Source organism: Aestuariibaculum sp. M13 (assembly GCF_024723255.1).
Taxonomy (GTDB): domain Bacteria; phylum Bacteroidota; class Bacteroidia; order Flavobacteriales; family Flavobacteriaceae; genus Aestuariibaculum; species Aestuariibaculum lutulentum.
In genome coordinates this window covers 776298-795197 of sequence record NZ_JANIAC010000002.1, presented here as the reverse complement: position 1 = coordinate 795197, position 18900 = coordinate 776298, and the positions used below count along the sequence as shown (strand labels likewise).

Here is an 18900-nt window from a genome sequence, read left to right as displayed (position 1 = left end):
ATTGAATTACAAACAGCGTGCCAAAAATAAAATACAGCAGGAAGGTTATGTTTAAGTCGTTGTTTATTAGTGTTTTATTTATGAAAATAAAGAATATTTATTGTAGTGAAGAAATACTTTTTAAGACTGAATTTTGAGAATAAAAGTTAGTAAAGTCAGAGAATACTCATTATTTTTGAGTTATGAATAAAAAAGTGTTTTTACTTCTGTTTTTCATTGGGTTACTAGGCATATTTTGTCTTAAAATTTCGGCACAACAAATACAGGATAGTACCAAAATTTATTATAAAGCGATAACCGAGTTTAAGGACGTTAATCTATCTACAAAAGCATTCGATTATTTTAAGAAGAAAGCAACTAAAGCATTAAATGATAATAAACCTGAAAAAGCAGCTTATAATCTGGAGTTAATCGCTTATGGGCAATATACAATGGGATTTTACGACCAAAGTGAGCAACTTATCATTGAATCTTTAAAACTATTGGATAAGGTTGAAGAGCAATCAAAAACTCAAGCTGCACGAGAGCGTTTATTTAATCAATTAGGGACTATTTACAGAAATCTTAAAGATTATGAAAATTCCAATCGATATTTCGATAAGGCATTAGAACTTAATCAAGACCCTGAAAATATTATCGCCATTACTACAAACATCGCTAATAATTTTGCCGATCAGGGTGATTATTTAAAGGCTGTTGAGATTTTAAATCCACTTTACAATCAAGCACTAACCATACAAGATATTAGCATAAAAGTTGTTTTTATTGACAATCTTGGCTATTATAAAACAAAAGCAGGAGATAACTCAGGTGTAGAGCTTATGAAAGCCGCTTTGGCCATGAGGAAGAAAAGTGAGCTTTTATCAGGTCTTTTTTCCAGTTATAGACATTTGTCTTTGTTTTGTTTAGATGCAGGAAATAAAGTAAAAGCTAAATCATACATAGATTCGTTACAAAACATTGGAAATAAAATCGGAACTCCGAGTTATCAGTTAGAAGCTTTAAAATTAAAGTTGAGTTTAGAACATAATCATGATTTTAGTGCCTATGTAAATTTGAAAGAACAGGTTGAAAACGAACATTTTTTGAGAGAAAATAAGTTTGCAGCCATACGATACAATGTTGCAGAAAAGGAGAAACAGTTATTAGAGAAAGAACAGGAATTAACCATTGCCGAATTAGAAAAGCAGAAAGAAAGGAATTTTAAATTGCTTTATTTATCTATAGGGGTGTTAGTTTTGATTATTTCAGGATTTGTGATGATGATTCTTAGGGTAAAGTACCGTAAAGATAAAGTACAACAGGTATATTTAACAGAAGCGCGAATTTCTAAAAAAGTACATGACGAGGTAGCGAACGATGTGTATCAGGTCATGTCAAAGCTTCAAACAACTCCACAAGTCAATGATAATATTCTAGATGATTTGGAAGCCATATATTCTAAAACCCGAGATATTTCTAAAGAAAACAGTACAATTGATCTGAATGAAAATTACCTGAGTATTTTAAAAGACCTATTGCAAGGGTACCGTAATAATTCGGTAAATATCATCACAAAAGGAATCAGTCAGGTGCCATGGGAGCAGATTGATAACATAAAAAAAATAACACTGTATCGTGTGCTTCAGGAATTAATGGTAAATATGAAGAAGCACAGCCAGGCTTCTAATGTGGTTATGAGTTTTAAATATGAGAACAATAAAATTCAAATTGGATATAGTGATAACGGTCAAGGTTGTCAGTTATTGAAGGGTACCGGAATTCAGAATATGGAAAACCGTATAAAATCTATAAACGGAACGATTATTTTTGAATCTGAATCGGGTAGAGGGTTCAAATCAAAAATCTCAGTATAATTATGTTTAAAAAGGTTTTAATAGTTGATGATCACGATGTAGTAAGCGAGGGCGTACTTTCAATACTTAATCAAAATGATATAACCAATGTGGTTCAGGCACAATATTGCGACGAGGCACATTTAAAAGTAAAACGTGCTGTTTTAGATGCAGAGCCTTTCGATTTATTAATTACCGATTTATCTTTTAAACAAGATTATCAGAATACTACTTTAGAGTCTGGTGAAGATTTGGCAGCGGTCTTAAAAGATGAATTTCCGGAGTTACCGATTATCGTGTATTCTATGGAAGATCGTTTGCAAAAGGTCCGTACTTTAATTAACACTCATGGGGTTAATGGCTATGTTTGTAAAAGTCGAAAAGGAGCTTTAGAGTTATCGCAGGCCATTAAACAAGTTGCTAATCAGAACATATTTCTTTCCCCGCAGGTTGAAAATGCCCTAAACCAAAATAACGAACTCGAAATTGACGATTACGATATAGAACTGATTAAACAATTGTCTATGGGGTTTTCTCAGGGAGAAATAAGTCAGTTATTCAAATCAAAGAAAATGGTTCCAAGTAGTTTAAGTTCTATTGAAAAACGTATCAATAAGTTAAAAGATGTTTTCAAGGCAAATAACACCATTCATTTAGTTGCGATTCTTAAAGATTTAGGTCTTATATAAAAAGAGATCAGGTTACGGTTTTCCATAAAATAGAACCACATTAAAGACTTATGTTTGTCATGCTATTAATCCTTTTACCATAGGGAGGCATTGGGCACGTCTTTTTAAGCGTGCTTTTTGTTTTTAGTTAACTAACCACATAAAAAAACACCTTAACATAAATTGCTAAGGTGTTTTTTATATCAGTTGATTCAGAATTACATACTGTGAAACTCAATAAGATTCGCTTCGTAGTATTGATCTCCTAATTTACTTAATAAGTTATTGATGGTGTTACTATCACCGTCAACAGCTAAAGCCGAATAACCAACGTTGTTTAGTTTTCCTAATCGTAAATCAATAATATTGATATTTTTAGAAGCTAAAGCTGATAATAAGATTAATAACACACCAGGAGCATTATGGTGTTTCGTAACTATAACTTTTTCGCTTAAAGCCAAGTTTAGATTTACTCCATCCATTTCCAATAAATACACACCATCGCGGTGGTAGTTTGGTAGTTCGGCGTTTTCTTTATATGTTAAATTTGTAAAGGTTCCGGCATCGGTTCCGTTAATGAAATCGATAGCGCTTTTTATATTTTCATTATCACCATTAATAGATAAAAAAGCTTCGGCAGTTCCGTCGTCGTTCGATTTTAAACGCGCCGTTTCTACGTTAATACCTTCAGAAGCTAAAGTGTTGAATAATGATGAAATAACCCCTGGTTTATCTAAGTGTTTAGAGAATAGTCCGTTAACCTTTTTGGTTGGTTTTTCAGGAATTTCGTTTGTTACCGTGATAGATTTCCCGGTTTTACGAATTCTAATGGCATTGTATTCGCCCATACTGGTTGAACCTTTATAAAGATCAACGAATTCAGAAAAAGACCCACCGAATGAAAAATCTGGAATAATACGTCTTTGCTCGGTATCTAAACGTTGGTTTAATAACTCAATACCTTTATTTAAAACGGTGTATTTTACTTTTAGTTCGTGATCGTCGTAAATGGTACGGTTTTCAGGAATTAATTTCGAGTAACTCACGTAGCTCTCGTAACCAGCCTCCTGAATGTATTCTAAACTTTCTTTAAAGTTAAGTCCGTAGTAACGCACATGATGCGTATCGGTACCTACACAAACCGGAATTTGTAATTCTTTAGCGCGTCTTAAAATGCTTTGAACCGGGTAAACGCCAACACCTTTAAACTTACCAGCCATATTAACGTCAAGCGCTAGGTTACGGTCTGCAATTAACTCTAAAAGGGTTCTGAATTTGTTTGCTAATGGATGCGAGCTGGTTTCAAAATTAATTAAAGCTTCAGGCATATCGACATTAAGCTTTGGTAAATCGATGTGACCAATAATTTGAATCATATCTCCGAAAGATTCAATCATCTGGATCATTTCATTAAAATAACCATCCCAGTAAGCTTCCAGACTTCCACGAAGTTTTAATAATTCCAAGGCTTCTTCCTTCGAGCCATCGTAAGGTAAGCCTTCCGGAGCAAAGTGTACTGAACCAATAACGTAATCGGCATCTTCGGCCTGGAAAATTTTAGAACGGCTCCATTGTAAACCTAATTCAGGTCCCATCCATTCTAATTCTACTCCGTATTTAATATTAATTTGTCCTTCGTATTTTTCACGAAGGTTGGCAATACGTTTTGGGTAGTTTAAATACGAACGGTTACCACGAATGAATTTTACATTGGTTTCGCGCTCGGCAGTATATCGAAAACTTGTTAAGCGAGGGGAGTGAATAATAAAGGTAATACTCGGGTGACCGGCTTCAATAGCTTTATCAATAATATCCTCTAATTTATCAATACCATGCTTTACGTGGTCTTGTTCTGTACCAGCATGAATACCGTGTGTTTCCCAAATAAACTCGTTAAGTTTTCTCATAAAACTAAAATGCTTTAAAATTGCGTTTAAAGGAGCAAATTTAGTTATTGAAATGAAATAATAGACTATTATAAAGTGCTTTTCAATTTTTTTTAAAAAGAATTCTTTTTCACTTTAAAAAATAGTCTTAAACAAAAGGCTTATTAAGAATTTAATAATCTTTTCTTTTGAATCTGAGTAATGATTAGGTGACGTTTTTTTGTTGAATTCATATTAGTGAATTAAAAATGTAAATTCTTGATTAATCTCAAGTTATCTTGTTTTTAGTGTTAAGTATTGTCTTTTTTTTCTTAGATTTAAGATGAAAAAATGGATTGCTTATGCCTTGTAAATTATGCTTCAGTTATAATTCAATTTTTAAGTTTTTTAAGAAGATTGCTTTAACAGGTCTCTTTTTAATAATTTCTAACAATAGTTTCGCTCAGTATACATCGAAGGAATTAAACCCATACCATAAGGCTTATCACGATAGTTTACAAAGCCGAGAGTACCCCTATAGATTTCCAATTTTAGCCAAACAAGCTTATAAAAAAGGATTCGATGTGCCATTTACGTATGGATTGAGTACAGCCTATTATACACAAGTTCAAGATGTAAATATTAAAAGAACCTTGATAGGTTTAAACGATCTAGAGCCTGTAGATTTAAGTGATTTTATAAAGTTCGGAACGGTAGAAGCAAGAACAGAGGCATATACAGTTAGGCCAGATATGTGGGTATTACCATTTTTGAATATCTATGGTATTTTTGGAGTTGGGTCGACCAGTACAGCTGTTCCTTTAGTACGACCGGTTGATTTCTCTACAACCCAACATTTTAGTGTAACCAGTGCGGGTTTTGGTTTTACGGTAGCAGGAGGATTTGGCCCTTTGTTTTTTGTGGTTGATAATAATTTTAATTTTGGAAATGTAGAGGCATTGGTAGAGCCGGTACCAGCTCATAATTTAGACATTCGTTTAGGGCATAATTTTGTAAATCCACGTCGAGCAGATCGGGGCTTAGCTGTTTGGTTTGGTGCTTTTCGCCAAAACATAAACGGGGATACCAACGGAAGCATAACAATTAAAGACTTATTTCCTAACGGAACCGAAGGGCTTCAGGATGGCTTTATTGATCGTTTACATGAGTGGGCGGATGGGTTGCCTCCCGGACAAAAATTAGTTGCCAATCAAATAATCGATAAAATAGATGATCATTTAAGTGGGGTAGATGTTGGAGATGCCCAAATAACATATGCTTTGGATAAGGAATTAGCGAAGCCCTGGAATTTGATTTTTGGAGCACAGTATCAACATAACAAACACTGGCAACTTCGAACTGAGTTAGGAACTTTTGGAAAGCGTACCTCGTTTTTAATTATGGTGAATTACAGATTTGAAAGTTTATTTAATAAAAAATGATGAAAAAATATTTCACTTCGGTTTTAATTGTGTTTGCGCTTTTGGTAAGCTATAAGGCGCCTGCTCAAATTTTACTGGGCCTAATTTTTGGAGACGATTTAAACTCTGAAAAATTAATTTTCGGAATCCATTTAAATTATTCATGGAATGATATTTCAAATCTCCCGGAATCGGGAAGTTTAAATGCATTTAACCTTGGCTTAAATTTTAATTATAAGATAAGTGATAAGTTTAGGGCACAAACCGAAATGTTGGCAAAATACACTCGTGGCGCTGGAGATATTCCTGTGTATTCCTTGGGAGATGAACATTTGGATGCCTTGTACGCCGATGGAAAAGTATCCAGAGAAATAAAGTATTTAAGTATCCCAATGGCCATTCAGTATTTAACAGCTATTGGAGTGTATGCCGAAGCTGGTCCGCATGTGTCTATGCGAATTAAAGCTAATGATGTTTTTGAAGCTGATACACCGGAGGGTAGTTTGGAGTTAAAACGGAACATTAAGGATGTAGTAAACCTTTGGGATTTTGGATGGATTGTAGGTGTTGGTTATTATATAGCGCCATTAAAAACTACATCGGTGGGTGTTCGTTATTATGGTGGATTCAGCGATGTCATGGATGGACCAGGAAAGCAGCATCATCAACAATGGGCGGTTTATGCCAATATTCCGTTAGGACGAAAGGGAAAAGATTTAAAGGAATAATAAAAATATAAATTAATAAAAGTAAGATTATGGGAGACAATAGTCTGTATAAGTTTAATTTAAAACGTACTAAAGGTTCAATTGTATTTAATGGTTTGAGTAAAATTATTATAGTTGTTATTCTATTATTCGGATATAGTGTTCTGGCTCAGAATGATACTTTAGTCCTTAAAAATAATAATCGCATAGTAGGAGAAATAAAGAGTATGCAAAATGGAGTTTTGGCAGTTGAAACCGATTATAGTGATTCCGATTTTAAAATTACATGGGTAGAAGTTGCTCAAGTTAGCGGGAAACAGTTGTTTTTAGTAACCTTGAAAAATGGAGAACGTTACAATACAGCACTTAGTTTGGCTTCAGGAACAGGAAAGGTTAAGTTAACCAATGTAGGAGATGGAAGAGTGGTTAGTATTCAGGATATAGTCTTTATAAAATCGGTAAAATCCAGTTTTTTATCGCGATTGGACGCCTCTATTTCAGTTGGTTTTAATTTAACGAAAAGCAATAATTTAAGACAGTTGAATGTAAGGAGCTCAGTGGGGTATGCGGCTGATTACTGGCAGCTTTTAGGGAATTATAATTCTGTTAGAAGTAAGCAGGATGGCAGTAGTGAAATTCATAGAACTGATGCCAATATTAAGTTTACTTACTTTTTGAAAAATGATATGTTGGCTATTTTTAATTCTGAATATTTAGCAAACGACGAACAAAAAATAGATTATCGTTTTACTAATCGTGTAGGTTTTGGTAACTATTTTATTCATACCAATTATTTGTATTTCGGGGCCGCAGCTGGTTTGGCTTTAAATAATGAGCGATTCTCCGATGATGTTGGTACAAATCGAAACAGTTTGGAGGCATTTGGCTCTTTAGAACTCAATTTATTTGATGTTAAAGATTTCAATTTGTTAACCAATATTATTGCCTATCCAAGTATTACAGAGAAAAATCGTTTAAGGGTAGATTATACTTTGGATTTAAAATATGATTTACCGTTAGATTTCTTTATAAAATTTGGTGTAACCTATAACTTCGATAATCAGCCGGTACAAGATGCGTCGAAAGACGATTATGTATTTCAGGCCACTTTTGGTTGGGAGCTGTAAAATTAAAAATTCTTATTTAAAGGCATACATAGCGGTAATGGTTGGACCATTATACCCCCATTTTAAAAATCCGTTTAGCTTTTCTTTTTCTATATCTACCCTAAAGTTAAGTCCGGTATAACCTAAATTTAAATTCAGATTAGGGATTACATTATAAGAAAGGGAAGCATTGTAGCTTAAAATACGACCTTTAATATTGTTTATTTTAAGAGATAAATAATTAAAGTTACTATAAATGGCCAGTTTTCTGCTGATTAGGAATTTATTCCAAATACCTAAATCAGGTAAAGGAGCGGTAAAATCTAAGTTGTCTTTTATTTCAGCTGAGCCAACATTTGTTTCAGCTTTCAGTCCAATATTTCCAAATAAAAGATGTGTCCCGATTAAAGCTCCAATTTGGTATTTAGGTTTATTTATTATGGCATAACCATATGAAAACCGTAAAATCTGAGTATCAAAAAACGCCTCTAATTCGGCATCGGCATGATAGGTGTTTTCACCAAAAACAATGTCTTTATCTATGATGTAACGTGTTGAGCGACTCAGGTAAAAATAGTTTAAGTCAAAACGCGAACGTTTCGAAGCCTGCCATGAAAATGTTCCAAAAAAGGAGGTGGTATATTTCGAGAAACCTAAATTATCCTCAAGGTCTAATAAGGTACCTTTTCCGCTGGATGTACTTCCAACACGAACCTGAGTGTTGTTTAAAGGGAAAAAAGCACCAAGATGCATTTCAAATTTATGAGTATACCAATTAGGTAACTCGCTTTTGTGGTTTGTTGAAATAGAAGGAATGGTATCTTGAGCATTTAAAAAGAAAAAACCTAAGAGACAAACCACAATCGATGTGTAATGCTTTTTCATTATAAAACCTAAATTATAGTTAGTGAGATAGTTTCCAAAAACTTACTATTATAAATGTACGAAATAGTTTAGTTTAAAATGAAGATGGCTATTGATAAAATTGAAAGATATTCAAATAAAAAAAAAAGCATAAAGCAAACATAAATAGGGGTTGACAGTTTGCTTTATGCTGTTCAAGAGTGACCTCGAAAAATATGTACTATTGCTATTAATTGAATTTATTTAGGAATTACCAGAAAAGGAACGGTAGGATGAAACCCAATACGTTTGATTACTGGTTCTTTAATAATGTCTTCAATAAAACTGTGTTTATAATTTACCATGGTTAAAGCATCTATACTAAGCTCTTCAATAAAATCATTAATTTCTGAAGCTTTATTGGCATAGTCTGGCATCCAGTGGAAGCTATGCTCGTAATCGGCTAAAAGTGTTTTTAAGTGTTCTAAATTTTTTTCCTGATTTGCTGTTAATTTCTCTTTTACGTTAATGTGCACCACTCTAATTTTAGAGTTAAATAAATCGGCTAAATGTTTTATTGGCGCCAATTCCGTTTCACTATAAGCTCGATTAAAATCGGTAGGGAAAGCAACTTGTTTTGGCACATTAAAATCGTAATCTTCAGGTATAATTAAAACTGGGCAATCATGAATGTGATTTACTACTTGAATGGTATTGCTACCAAAGAAAAACTCTTTAGCACCAGATGCCCCTCTCGTTCCCATAATAATAAGATCTATGTCTTTTTGCTGAACAATTTTACGCATACAGGTAACTATATCTTCTGTTCCCTGAAGAAAGTGAAATTCATGATTGGCATTATGGTCGCAAGTTTCAACAAGTCTTTTTAGGTCTTCCATTTCTTTTTTACTATTACTTTTCATAGTATCTTTTAATTTACTGGAAAGACTACCATAAGAAGCTGTTTGAATGGTAACCGTATTTAAAATATAAAATGTACTAGGCTCATCGGCATACAACTTAAGAGCGTAAACAACTGCGTTCCAAGCATTGTCTGAAAAGTCTGTGGGTAATAGTATATTTTTCATGAGTAATTAGTTTTAAATATGTAGTAAAGTTAGAGAATGATATTTTTTTAAATTATGACAAATGTCATTCATCTTATTAAGATAATTCTAATTTCTCAAATTTTCAACATGAAAATTGTTAAATTGATTGAAATACAGTCTGTTTGTTAAACGGGATGTCCTGAAATGAAGTGTGAATGATATCATAAAAAAAAGGATTCTTAAATTAGAATCCTCTTTTTTTGACGTGAATTGCAGGTTTTACAACTTAACTAATTTAGCGAAGCCTGTATCGCCGGAATCATTTTTTATTTTAATCAGGTAAATGTTTTTGGATAAATAGGAAATGTCAATCTCAGTTCCTGAATCTATATTACCATTATATTGTTTAATAAGCTTACCTGTAATATCGTATATTTCCAGTTGTTGAACGTTTTGGTTTACCTTAAATGCGTTTGTAGCAGGGTTTGGAAATAATCTGAAATTCGTAGCATTTTCAATATTTGAAACTGATAATGTACTGCTTTGGTTTCCGTAAATTTTAAATTCACCCGGATTTAACTGAATACTCGTTGTTGCAGCATTTATTACACTGTTATCCATTAAATCGTACCATGTACCTGCATATGGGAAATTTGGATTAATAGCTTGTGTTGTAACATCAAAATTCGCAATAACAATTACGTTTTTTAGTTCAACACCATTGGTGTTTTCATCACCTGTGTAAATGCTAATTCTGGGGGTTAGATTTCCTGAACTAATAGTATAGCTTCCTTCAAAAACAGGTTCGTTAGTTTTCAAATGGTTAATTCGTGCCCAATCATTATAAATTTTGTTTCGAGTAGCATTACCTAGCCAGTTGTTCGTCCATTGTGGTTGAGGTTTGGTGTCTAGTTTACAATCGCCATCAGTAGCATCATCGGCAGTATTAACCGACCCGTTGTTACAGGTATAAATGGAGTTTTCCATGCCTAATTCGCCAAAGTGCCAGATCATTTTTGGTCCTGGAATGGTTAACGAGATGGCTCCTAATGCCGACATTCTTGATAATGCGGTTTCCAAATTTGTCACATCGTATTCAGCATTACTATTGCCGTATTGAAGGTTTTTATACATTAAACGTTCTTCATCGTGGCTTTCGGCATAACCTACTAATCTTGGGCTTGTATATCCTCTTGAAGTGTGCCCCACTTCTGTAATGTCTCCGGTATATCCCATGGTCAATTCGTTATACTGGTGATTTAAATTACCCCATAGCATGATACCTTTACCTTCATCAATTCTGTAGTTGGCCCATTCGGTTTCTTCATCTCTTGATGTTTTTCCATCGCTGTTGGCATCCCAGTCGGCACCCAAATGTTCAAAAATAACATAATGATCAGAGTCTAAACTCCAGCTATAGTCAGCATATTCTTTTAAAACTGCTACTCTGTCTGCGTTATAATCGTTAGTACATCCTTCATTATTTTCACAATTTTGGGTAAATCCTTTGGTTAAATCCCAGCGGATACCGTCTATTTTAAAATCTTCAATCCAATGTTTTACCACGCGTTTGGCATATGTTTTTGTAAAACCGTTAGCATGATTAAAATCGGAACCTACATTATAAGAGTGTTTGGCCGTTTGATTAAAATATGGGTTTTCAGAACTCGGATCTCCCCAGCCATCACCATCGGCATCCTGCATCCATAATCGAACCATAGGGTTTCTTCCAAAAGCATGATTTAAGGCAAGATCTAAAATAACAGCAATACCGTTTTGATGACAGGTGTCTATAAGTTCTTTAAACTTTTCTTCTGTACCGTAAAATTTATCTAAAGCCATATGAAACGCGGTGTTATAACCCCAACTTTCGTTGCCTTCAAATTCCATGACCGGCATAAGTTCAATGGCATTAATATTCAGGTTTTTGAAATAATCGATGCGATCAATAATATCCTGAAAAGATCTGTTTGCATCAAAATCACGAACCAGAACTTCATAAATAATTAAATCTTCTTTTTTAGGTTTCGAAAAATTGCTGACCTGCCAGTTGTAATCGGTTTGTCCGGTCTGTAAAACCGTAACTTCACGTTCCTGTCCTTGTGGATACTCCGGTAAATTCGGGTAGGAACTTGCCGGGATATAAGGATCATCAAAAGGAGATAAAACCAATGTAGAATATGGGTCTGCAGTTTTTACCAATACTGGCGAATTTGCTAAGGGTGTCTTATCAACTGCCCAGTATTGGTAGGTTTCAATCTGTTGGGGTGTTAAGCCTGATAAAGTAATCCAGAATTTACTGTTGCGCGAAGGATCGCGTTTCATAGCATATGTAGCATCGGGTTGCCAGTTATTAAAGCTTCCGGCAACATATACAAAATCTTTTCCTGGAGCATAAAGTACTAGGGTTACTTTGGTATTATCGCTTTCGTCGTAAGTAATGCCGTCCTGGTAGGTTTCAGGCATAATTTCTGAAACGGTAACAGGGTCTAAAATGGCTGTAAATGATTTGGTTTTGGTTTCTCCGGAAAAGGTAACTTCCAACGAATAATTTGTGTTTTCAGTAATATTTGTATGGGTAAAAGTATAAGAAGAAAAACCATTTTGAGTATCGATAGTAACATTGTTGGCTTTTAGAACATAATCGGCGTTTCCTCCCGTATTACTGGCTGCAATAGATAAATTATCTCCACTGTTTAGTATGGATGTGCTGGAGGTTGGAGCGGTTAATGAAACAAGAAATGTTCCGACATTAATGGTTACATCCTGAGATTGTTTTTGAACTGTTCCATCTTTAGCTTTAATAAGAAAGCCTATTTGCCCAATACCTGTGCGGTTATAAAATGTGGTAGGGATAAATGTAATTGTATATTCATCGGCAGTGGAGTTATATGTTAAGCGGTTGGATTCATTGGAATTATCCCAACTTCCGTTAGTTGGACAATCTTGTTGGTTTGACAAGTTTGTATCAAAAGACCATGCCCATAAATACAAAGCATTATCGGTAACCCCCCAGGCAGATTCGTCGATTGTAGCACCATCAAAAGTAATGGTAATGCTATCGTCTTCATTAAAGGGATTTGGCGATAGGTTATAATCTACATTTTGTTTTTGAGCCTGACCAACAAAAAAAGATAAGAGTAGTGTTAATAGTATTAGTTTTTTCATTTTGTTTAAAGTTTAAACAAAAAGGGTTGCATCATTATACAATAACACAACCCTTTTATCATTACTTATAAATATGAATTAGTCACCATATTTTATCGTTTTCCTAAATAATATTTAGGACCTTCAGCATCATTGAAATCAATACTAATAACATAGTTCCCTGCGGTCACGACAATATTATTGTCCGGATCCTGATCTAGAATGTTATCTACATTGGCGTCGCCATAATCTCCATTCCATGCATTATCAGGTCTGAATTTAATTAACCCATCAATTAGAGTTATGTTTTCTGCAAACCAAACTCCTGGTTGAATTTCCGTTAGGGCTGCATCAGATATAAATTCTTCAGCTGTTGCTGTATCTCCGTCATGGTCCCATTTGTCGCCACCCCAGTTGTTGTATCCTGATCCTACAACACCCCAAGTATTTGACTCCTGAATAGTATACGAGTTGTCTTTTAAATCTAAGGTTATTAAGTAATGCCCTTCAGTAACGGCAATGTTGTTGTCGCTATCCGAATCCAAAATACCATCTAAGTTAGCATCGCCAAAGTTTACAGACCAGGCATTATTCATTCTAAACTTAATTTCTCCATCAAATAATTTTACACTGGCTTTAAAAGTATCTGTGGTGTAATCATAATATAATTTAGCATCTGAAACCCCAGGAGTATTTCCCCAGTTATTAAAACCACTACCTACAATTCCCCAAGAGAATTCTTCTATAGTATATGAGTTGTCGTTTGTGTTAATGGTAATTTTATAATCTCCTGCAGTAACCGCAATATTATTATCGGAATCAGCATCTAAAATACCATCCATATTAGCATCACCTAAGTCACCCGACCAAGTATTGTTTTCACGGAATTTAATTTCTCCATCAACTAGGTTCACATAAGAAACAATAACACCCGGTGTTGCTGTGGTATAGAATTTTCCATCGGCAAAGGCTCCCCAGTTATTGTAGCCCGAACCAACAACACCCCATGTAGAAACTTCGTAAGCGCTTCCGCCAGTAACAGCCTCAGGTAATACAACATTTAAGGTTTGAGTTTCGGTGTAAACAGGTAATCCGCCATCGGTACCAGGAGAAGCCATAAGTCTAAAGTAAAGTTCTCCTGAATTTGGGTTATCTGTATTCGGATCGTTGTCAAGACCTGCAGCAGTGGCATAAGTTAGCATATTTCCAATAGTGATAGAAAGCTCATTACCATCTGTAGTAGCAACAACTGTGGCATCTGTAAAATCTCCTGAAAGGGAGTTTTGTAATTCATATTCAATGTTGGTAGGAACTCCGAAATAGGCGTCCTCCCAAGTAAAACGTTCACCAATATTTTTAGAAGTAGCTGTAGTTAGCGTATATTCTTCTAAAAACATATTTGAAAAGCTTATACCTTCTTCAGGTACTTTAGCAACAAACACTAAATCGTCTTCCTGATCACAAGAAGTAAAGCCAATAGCGGCTAAAATTAAAAGCGATAAAAATTTTATATATTTCATAATAATTAGTTTAGTTTTTAATAACCTGGATTTTGGCTTAAGTTAGGATTGGCTTGTAATGCAGAAGATGGAATAGGGTATACATTATAAGTTGATGGAATAGAAGCACCATTTTTTACACCACCTTTCCAAGGCCATATATAAGAACTGCCTGTAAACATTCCAAAGCGGATTAAGTCGGTACGTCTGTGTCCTTCTAAATTTAGTTCTCTTCCTCTTTCATCAATTATAAAGTCCAGCGTTAAATCACCAGAAGAAACAGTGCTGGCATGAGAACGTGTTCTTACATCGTTTACATATCCAAGCGCGGTGCCCTTATCGGTTCCGGAAGCATCTCTTATAGCACATTCTGCATACATTAAATAAGCATCAGCCAGTCTGAATAACGGAAAGTCTGTACTTGAAAAGCTTGAAGCTAACGAACTTCCTGAGACATTAGTATTTCTGAATTTAACAGAAGGATAACCATCTGTCCATTCTTTATAATCGTCCATTTCGTAGTTATGACCTTCCGTCCAGAATAATTTGGCTCTGTCGTCGGTTGAGGTTGCTAAATCTCCGTAAAGACCGTACCAGGCTTTTGTTGCTCTGTGACCTGCCCAACCATCGGTTGCGCCAAATTCTGCAAGTGGCATAGTGTCTGAGCTTAAGTTACCATTCACAATATAAGTGGTATTACCGTAACTCTGACTCACCTGAGAGTCTGCAATTAAAGGGAAAATGATTTCTGATGAAGTATTGTTGTCTGCAGAAAACAGGCTCACATAATTATTTGCAAGTGTGTAATTACCTTCTGTAATTACTTTATTAGCATAAGTTGCAGCTTCAGCATATTTTGCAGTTCCAGTATAAACTTCCGCATTTAAATACAATTTAGCTAATAACATTTGGGCAGCACCTTTAGTCGCACGACCATAAGTGTTTTCAGATGATAAAAGTGGTTCGACAGCTAATAATTCCGCTTCAACATAATCAAATAATTCTTGTCTTGAAGCTTCCGGTAACGGATCGGTTTGTCCGTAATTTTCTTCAGTAGCTAAAACTCCTTTACCAAATACATCTATTAAATAGTAGTATGCTAAAGCTCTGATAAATCGAACTTCTGAAGTTATCACTTCTTTGTTTTCTACATCCACATTAGGTAAAATGGCTAACAGGTTGTTACACTGTGGAACTGTGAAGAAAATTCTGTTGTATAAATATCTGAAGAATTTATTTTCCGGAGTCCAGTCACTAGTTGTAGTTAATTGGTCTAAACCATTATCACCCCAACGGTTTTTCATGCCATCGGCAGCGAAATCCTGAAGGTTAACAATTCCCCTTAAAAAGGGAGATTCTCCGGCATTATCACTAATATCTGAACTCTCAGGACCATCTGCACCCGAAAGGGCAAACGAACCATAAAGACGAGATAAAATACCTTCAACAGCTTTTGGATCTTGAGATAAGAGTTCTTCCAAAGACAACTCAATTAGTGGTTCGGTATCTAAATCGCTGGTACAACCAATATTTAGAGTACTAATAAAGACCAAACCAAGTAGTATTTTAAATATATTATTTTTCATTTTTTTCATAGTTTAAAAGTCAATATTCACACCTAAGTTGTAAACTGTTGCTCTAGGGTAAAAGTTATTATCTATTCCTAAAAAGTTCTCCGGATCTTGTCCAGAATAATTTGTGATTAGGAATGGATTATTTACAGCACCGTAGATTTTAAGGGTCGCATTTTTTATAACATTATTTAAAGTATGTGCCAATACAATGTTTTCACATCTTAGGAATGATGCACCTTCAATAAAATAATCTGAATATTGAACGGGATCTAAAATATCTGTGAATACCGGATTTGCAGTTCCATCAAAGAAGTTTAAGGCATTATTAAAGAAAGTGCCATCTAGCGATTTTACGTTTTGGATTTCACCATGAGTTAATCGTCTTGAATTGTAAATTTCTCCATCTAATTGTCCTCTGAAACTAGCAGTTAAATTCCAGTTTTTATAGTCCATGTTAATTCCGAAACCAAAGGTCCAGTTAGGTTGAATAGCTCTGTAGTATCTGTCGTCTTCAGTAATTCTTCCATCATCGTTTAAATCGACAAACGAACCAAGTATTGGGTTACCATCGGTATCGTAAACCTGTTTAAGTACCCAGGCAGAACCCGCTTGTTGTCCAACAGCATGGCGTAACAGAATGTTACCGGTACCAAACGATAAACCACCATCTTTGGCATTAATTTGCTGCGCTCCTTTTAAGTCGGTTACTTCGGTGTAGTTATAAGATAAATTTCCATTTAATGACAGATTGAAGGTTTCTGTTTGAACAGGATTCATATTTAAATTCAATTCAAAACCTTTACTTTCAGTGGTACCAACATTTTGAATTACCTGATCGCTTAAAGCTTGTCCCGGAGGTACGTTGGTTAATACTAATAAATCGGTTGTTTCTTTTTTGTAGATATCAAAAGATCCTGATAAAAAACTGTTTCTAAAGAAATCGAAATCTACACCGGCATTATAAGTGGTTGTTTTTTCCCAGGTTAAATCTGGGTTGTATTCCTTAGCGTTATATAAGTTTACACCCGATAAATACTGACTTTGGGGAGAACCTATTTCGAAAAGTGGAATGGAAGGATAGAACCCTACCTGTCCTGAAATATCCTGTTGTCCGGTTTCACCCCAACCAATACGGAATTTAAAATCGTTAATAAAGTTGACATTCTTTAAGAAGTTTTCTTCTTTAACTTTCCAGGCTAATGCTGCTGATGGAAAATATCCCCAGCGGTTTTCTTTGGTAAAGAATGAAGAGGCATCCGCTCTAAATGAAGCTGTCAGTAAATATTTATTAGCTAGATTAACGTTGGCTCTTCCAAAAAACGATTGAAGGTTTAATTCGTTGAAATATCTGTTATTTAGATTTAATGAGTCTATATTAGGAACGCGTTCTCCTGTTATTTCGTCGTTTCTATATTCATCTTTATTTCCATCGTTTTTAAAGTTTTGGTAGGAGTATCCTCCCTGTACATCGAAATTATTGATGAATGTATCTTCAAACTCTTTTTTATAAGCCAGATACGATTCCATTGTTGTATTTGTAATGGTTTGTCTTTCTGCAAAACTTATTCCTGGATTAAAAATATAGGTGCCTTTTGGAACACTTGGGTCTGGAACTAAAGTATATGAGTTTACGGCGTTTTCGGCAAAGCGTTCTTCGATGTCTGCTTTTGCGGCTTCAAGTCCTAAATTAACTACTGCTCTTAATTCTGGTAAGAAATGAAACTTATAATCAAGTTCAACATTACCTAAAATACGTTGTACTTTCTCAGGTCGACTTCTTTGTTCTAAAACAGCTAAAGGGTTGCTTGCTCCGGCTTTTGCATTTGGATTATTAGCGTCGTCTGAAGCTCGTAATTGTTGGTAATAACCATTGAAAATAGAGTTGCTGTCGTAAATAGGTTTTGTAGGATCCATAGAAATGGCGCCACCAATGGCACCGCCGTCGTCTACTGAGTTTTTATCTACCGAAGTTCCTTTGGCATTAATATCTACTTTTAAATGCTCATCAAAAAACTTTGGAGTTAATCGAATTGAAGCGGTAATTCTTTCGTAGTCGTTTGTTTTAACAACACCTTCTGTATTGTTATATCCGATAGATGCTCTAAATGGTACGGCTTGAAATAAGTTGGCACGAACTCCAAAATTATAATCTTTAGTAACGGCAGTTCTATAGATAGCATCTTGCCAATCGGAATTGTAAATGGCGCGATCACCTTCCGGGGTGCTAATAACTTGAGATACTGGCTGTGATGTAGAAACCGATCCTACAGGTACACCTAAAATTCCAAGATCATCCGGGTAGTACATTTGTACAAACTTTACAAAAGTATTTCCATCCATGATATTAATTTGCTGATTTTTAGAAATGTTGCTAATGGATGTTCTTGCTGAAAAATTAAATTTAGCATCTCCAGAGGTTCCCTTTTTTGTCGTAATAATGATAACCCCGTTAGAAGCTCTCGACCCATAGATTGCTGTTGCAGAAGCATCTTTAAGCACACTAAAGCTTTCAATGTCATTTGGGTTTATTAAACTTAAAGGGTTGCCTACACCAGCAACGCCACCGTTATCTAATGGTACGCCATCAATTACTATTAAGGGAGCATTATTTCCAGAAAGGGATGAACCACCTCGGATTCTAATGTTCGGGGCTGCATCGGGCTGTCCGCCGGCACTGGTAATTCTAACACCAGCAGCTTTACCTTGAAGTAATTGGTCGGGAGATACCACAGCGCCCTGGTTAAAGTCATCTGAAGAAATCACTTCAACAGATCCGGTTAAGTCTTCTTTTTTTACACTACCGTATCCAATAACAACAACTTCGTCTAAACTTGCTGTGTCCTCAACTAAAATCACATTTAAAACCGTTTGCCCGGTATAGGTGATTTCCTGAGTCTGATATCCGATAAATGTAAACGTGATTACATCTCCTTGATTCACCTGAAGTTGGTATTCGCCGTCAAAATCAGAGGCAGTACCATTGGTAGTACCCTTAACGAGAATATTTACTCCGGGAAGTGGTAAAGATGTAGATTGTTCAGTTACTGTTCCTTTTATACTTGTTTGTGCCAAAATGGTTGCGGGAACAAACAAGAGAAAAAACAGTACGCCATTAATAATTGTCTTCATACAGTTCTTTTGTTAATGTCTTTGTTTAGTTTATTATATCTTCACTTCTCACCATGA

The 18900-nt window shown here is 35.1% G+C and carries 12 protein-coding genes; 5 read left to right on the top strand and 7 right to left on the bottom strand.

The genetic code is table 11. The features are described 5' to 3' along the window. Positions 1-182: 182 nt before the first annotated feature. Both NO995_RS10490 and NO995_RS10485 read left to right on the top strand, forming a co-directional pair. Positions 183-1856, top strand: a complete 1674-nt coding sequence (locus tag NO995_RS10490) for a hypothetical protein (RefSeq protein ID WP_258227472.1) — start codon at positions 183-185, stop codon at positions 1854-1856. Between the two features lie 2 nt (positions 1857-1858). Beyond that, positions 1859-2524, top strand: a complete 666-nt coding sequence (locus NO995_RS10485; RefSeq protein ID WP_240572981.1) for a response regulator transcription factor — start codon at positions 1859-1861, stop codon at positions 2522-2524. 197 nt (positions 2525-2721) lie between these two features. Here NO995_RS10485 and NO995_RS10480 read toward each other — a convergent pair whose 3' ends face one another. Beyond that, complete coding sequence (locus NO995_RS10480) at positions 2722-4410, bottom strand: histidinol-phosphatase HisJ family protein (protein WP_258227471.1); 1689 nt, start codon at positions 4408-4410, stop codon at positions 2722-2724. Between the two features lie 320 nt (positions 4411-4730). Here NO995_RS10480 and NO995_RS10475 point away from each other — a divergent pair, with 320 nt between their 5' ends. Genes NO995_RS10475 through NO995_RS10465 form a run of 3 tightly spaced genes read left to right on the top strand, consistent with a single transcriptional unit; the run spans position 4731 to position 7623 of the window. Further along, positions 4731-5810, top strand: a complete 1080-nt coding sequence (locus NO995_RS10475) for a hypothetical protein (RefSeq protein ID WP_258227470.1) — start codon at positions 4731-4733, stop codon at positions 5808-5810. Then, entirely contained in the window at positions 5807-6517 is a 711-nt protein-coding gene (locus NO995_RS10470; protein ID WP_258227469.1) for a PorT family protein, read from the top strand. The genes NO995_RS10475 and NO995_RS10470 overlap by 4 nt, the downstream gene beginning before the upstream one ends. Before the next feature lie 29 nt (positions 6518-6546). Further along, positions 6547-7623 (top strand): DUF481 domain-containing protein, encoded by a 1077-nt coding sequence (locus NO995_RS10465; RefSeq protein WP_258227468.1) that lies wholly within the window; start codon positions 6547-6549, stop codon positions 7621-7623. A 12-nt stretch (positions 7624-7635) separates the two neighbouring features. On the opposite strand, the gene NO995_RS10460 is transcribed toward NO995_RS10465, so the two are convergent. The 6 genes from NO995_RS10460 to NO995_RS10435 all read right to left on the bottom strand — a co-directional run bounded on the left by NO995_RS10460 (position 7636) and on the right by NO995_RS10435 (position 18843). Next, complete coding sequence (locus NO995_RS10460; protein WP_258227467.1) at positions 7636-8487, bottom strand: hypothetical protein; 852 nt, start codon at positions 8485-8487, stop codon at positions 7636-7638. A 218-nt stretch (positions 8488-8705) separates the two neighbouring features. After that, a complete protein-coding gene (locus NO995_RS10455) occupies positions 8706-9533 on the bottom strand; it encodes a universal stress protein (protein WP_258227466.1) in 828 nt (275 codons plus the stop codon). Positions 9534-9773: 240 nt separating this feature from the next. Further along, the gene (locus NO995_RS10450; protein WP_258227465.1) at positions 9774-12662 is read right to left on the bottom strand and encodes an alpha-amylase family glycosyl hydrolase; all 2889 of its coding nucleotides are present in this window, start codon (positions 12660-12662) and stop codon (positions 9774-9776) included. A gap of 92 nt (positions 12663-12754) precedes the next feature. Further along, positions 12755-14161, bottom strand: a complete 1407-nt coding sequence (locus NO995_RS10445; RefSeq protein ID WP_240572989.1) for a SusE domain-containing protein — start codon at positions 14159-14161, stop codon at positions 12755-12757. A gap of 17 nt (positions 14162-14178) precedes the next feature. After that, positions 14179-15735 carry a RagB/SusD family nutrient uptake outer membrane protein gene (locus NO995_RS10440; protein ID WP_375141550.1) on the bottom strand — a complete coding sequence of 519 codons (1557 nt, stop codon included), beginning with the start codon at positions 15733-15735 and terminating at the stop codon, positions 14179-14181. A 3-nt stretch (positions 15736-15738) separates the two neighbouring features. Next, positions 15739-18843 carry a TonB-dependent receptor gene (locus NO995_RS10435; protein ID WP_258227463.1) on the bottom strand — a complete coding sequence of 1035 codons (3105 nt, stop codon included), beginning with the start codon at positions 18841-18843 and terminating at the stop codon, positions 15739-15741. Positions 18844-18900 lie beyond the last annotated feature (57 nt).

Excerpts from the sequence above, each read along its gene's own strand:
- NO995_RS10490 (WP_258227472.1), top strand. The coding sequence starts at position 183 with ATGAATAAAAAAGTGTTTTTACTTCTGTTTTTCATTGGGTTACTAGGC.
- NO995_RS10485 (WP_240572981.1), top strand. The coding sequence starts at position 1,859 with ATGTTTAAAAAGGTTTTAATAGTTGATGATCACGATGTAGTAAGCGAG.
- NO995_RS10480 (WP_258227471.1), bottom strand. The coding sequence starts at position 4,410 with ATGAGAAAACTTAACGAGTTTATTTGGGAAACACACGGTATTCATGCT.
- NO995_RS10475 (WP_258227470.1), top strand. The coding sequence starts at position 4,731 with ATGCCTTGTAAATTATGCTTCAGTTATAATTCAATTTTTAAGTTTTTT.
- NO995_RS10470 (WP_258227469.1), top strand. The coding sequence starts at position 5,807 with ATGATGAAAAAATATTTCACTTCGGTTTTAATTGTGTTTGCGCTTTTG.
- NO995_RS10465 (WP_258227468.1), top strand. The coding sequence starts at position 6,547 with ATGGGAGACAATAGTCTGTATAAGTTTAATTTAAAACGTACTAAAGGT.
- NO995_RS10460 (WP_258227467.1), bottom strand. The coding sequence starts at position 8,487 with ATGAAAAAGCATTACACATCGATTGTGGTTTGTCTCTTAGGTTTTTTC.
- NO995_RS10455 (WP_258227466.1), bottom strand. The coding sequence starts at position 9,533 with ATGAAAAATATACTATTACCCACAGACTTTTCAGACAATGCTTGGAAC.
- NO995_RS10450 (WP_258227465.1), bottom strand. The coding sequence starts at position 12,662 with ATGAAAAAACTAATACTATTAACACTACTCTTATCTTTTTTTGTTGGT.
- NO995_RS10445 (WP_240572989.1), bottom strand. The coding sequence starts at position 14,161 with ATGAAATATATAAAATTTTTATCGCTTTTAATTTTAGCCGCTATTGGC.
- NO995_RS10440 (WP_375141550.1), bottom strand. The coding sequence starts at position 15,735 with ATGAAAAAAATGAAAAATAATATATTTAAAATACTACTTGGTTTGGTC.
- NO995_RS10435 (WP_258227463.1), bottom strand. The coding sequence starts at position 18,843 with ATGAAGACAATTATTAATGGCGTACTGTTTTTTCTCTTGTTTGTTCCC.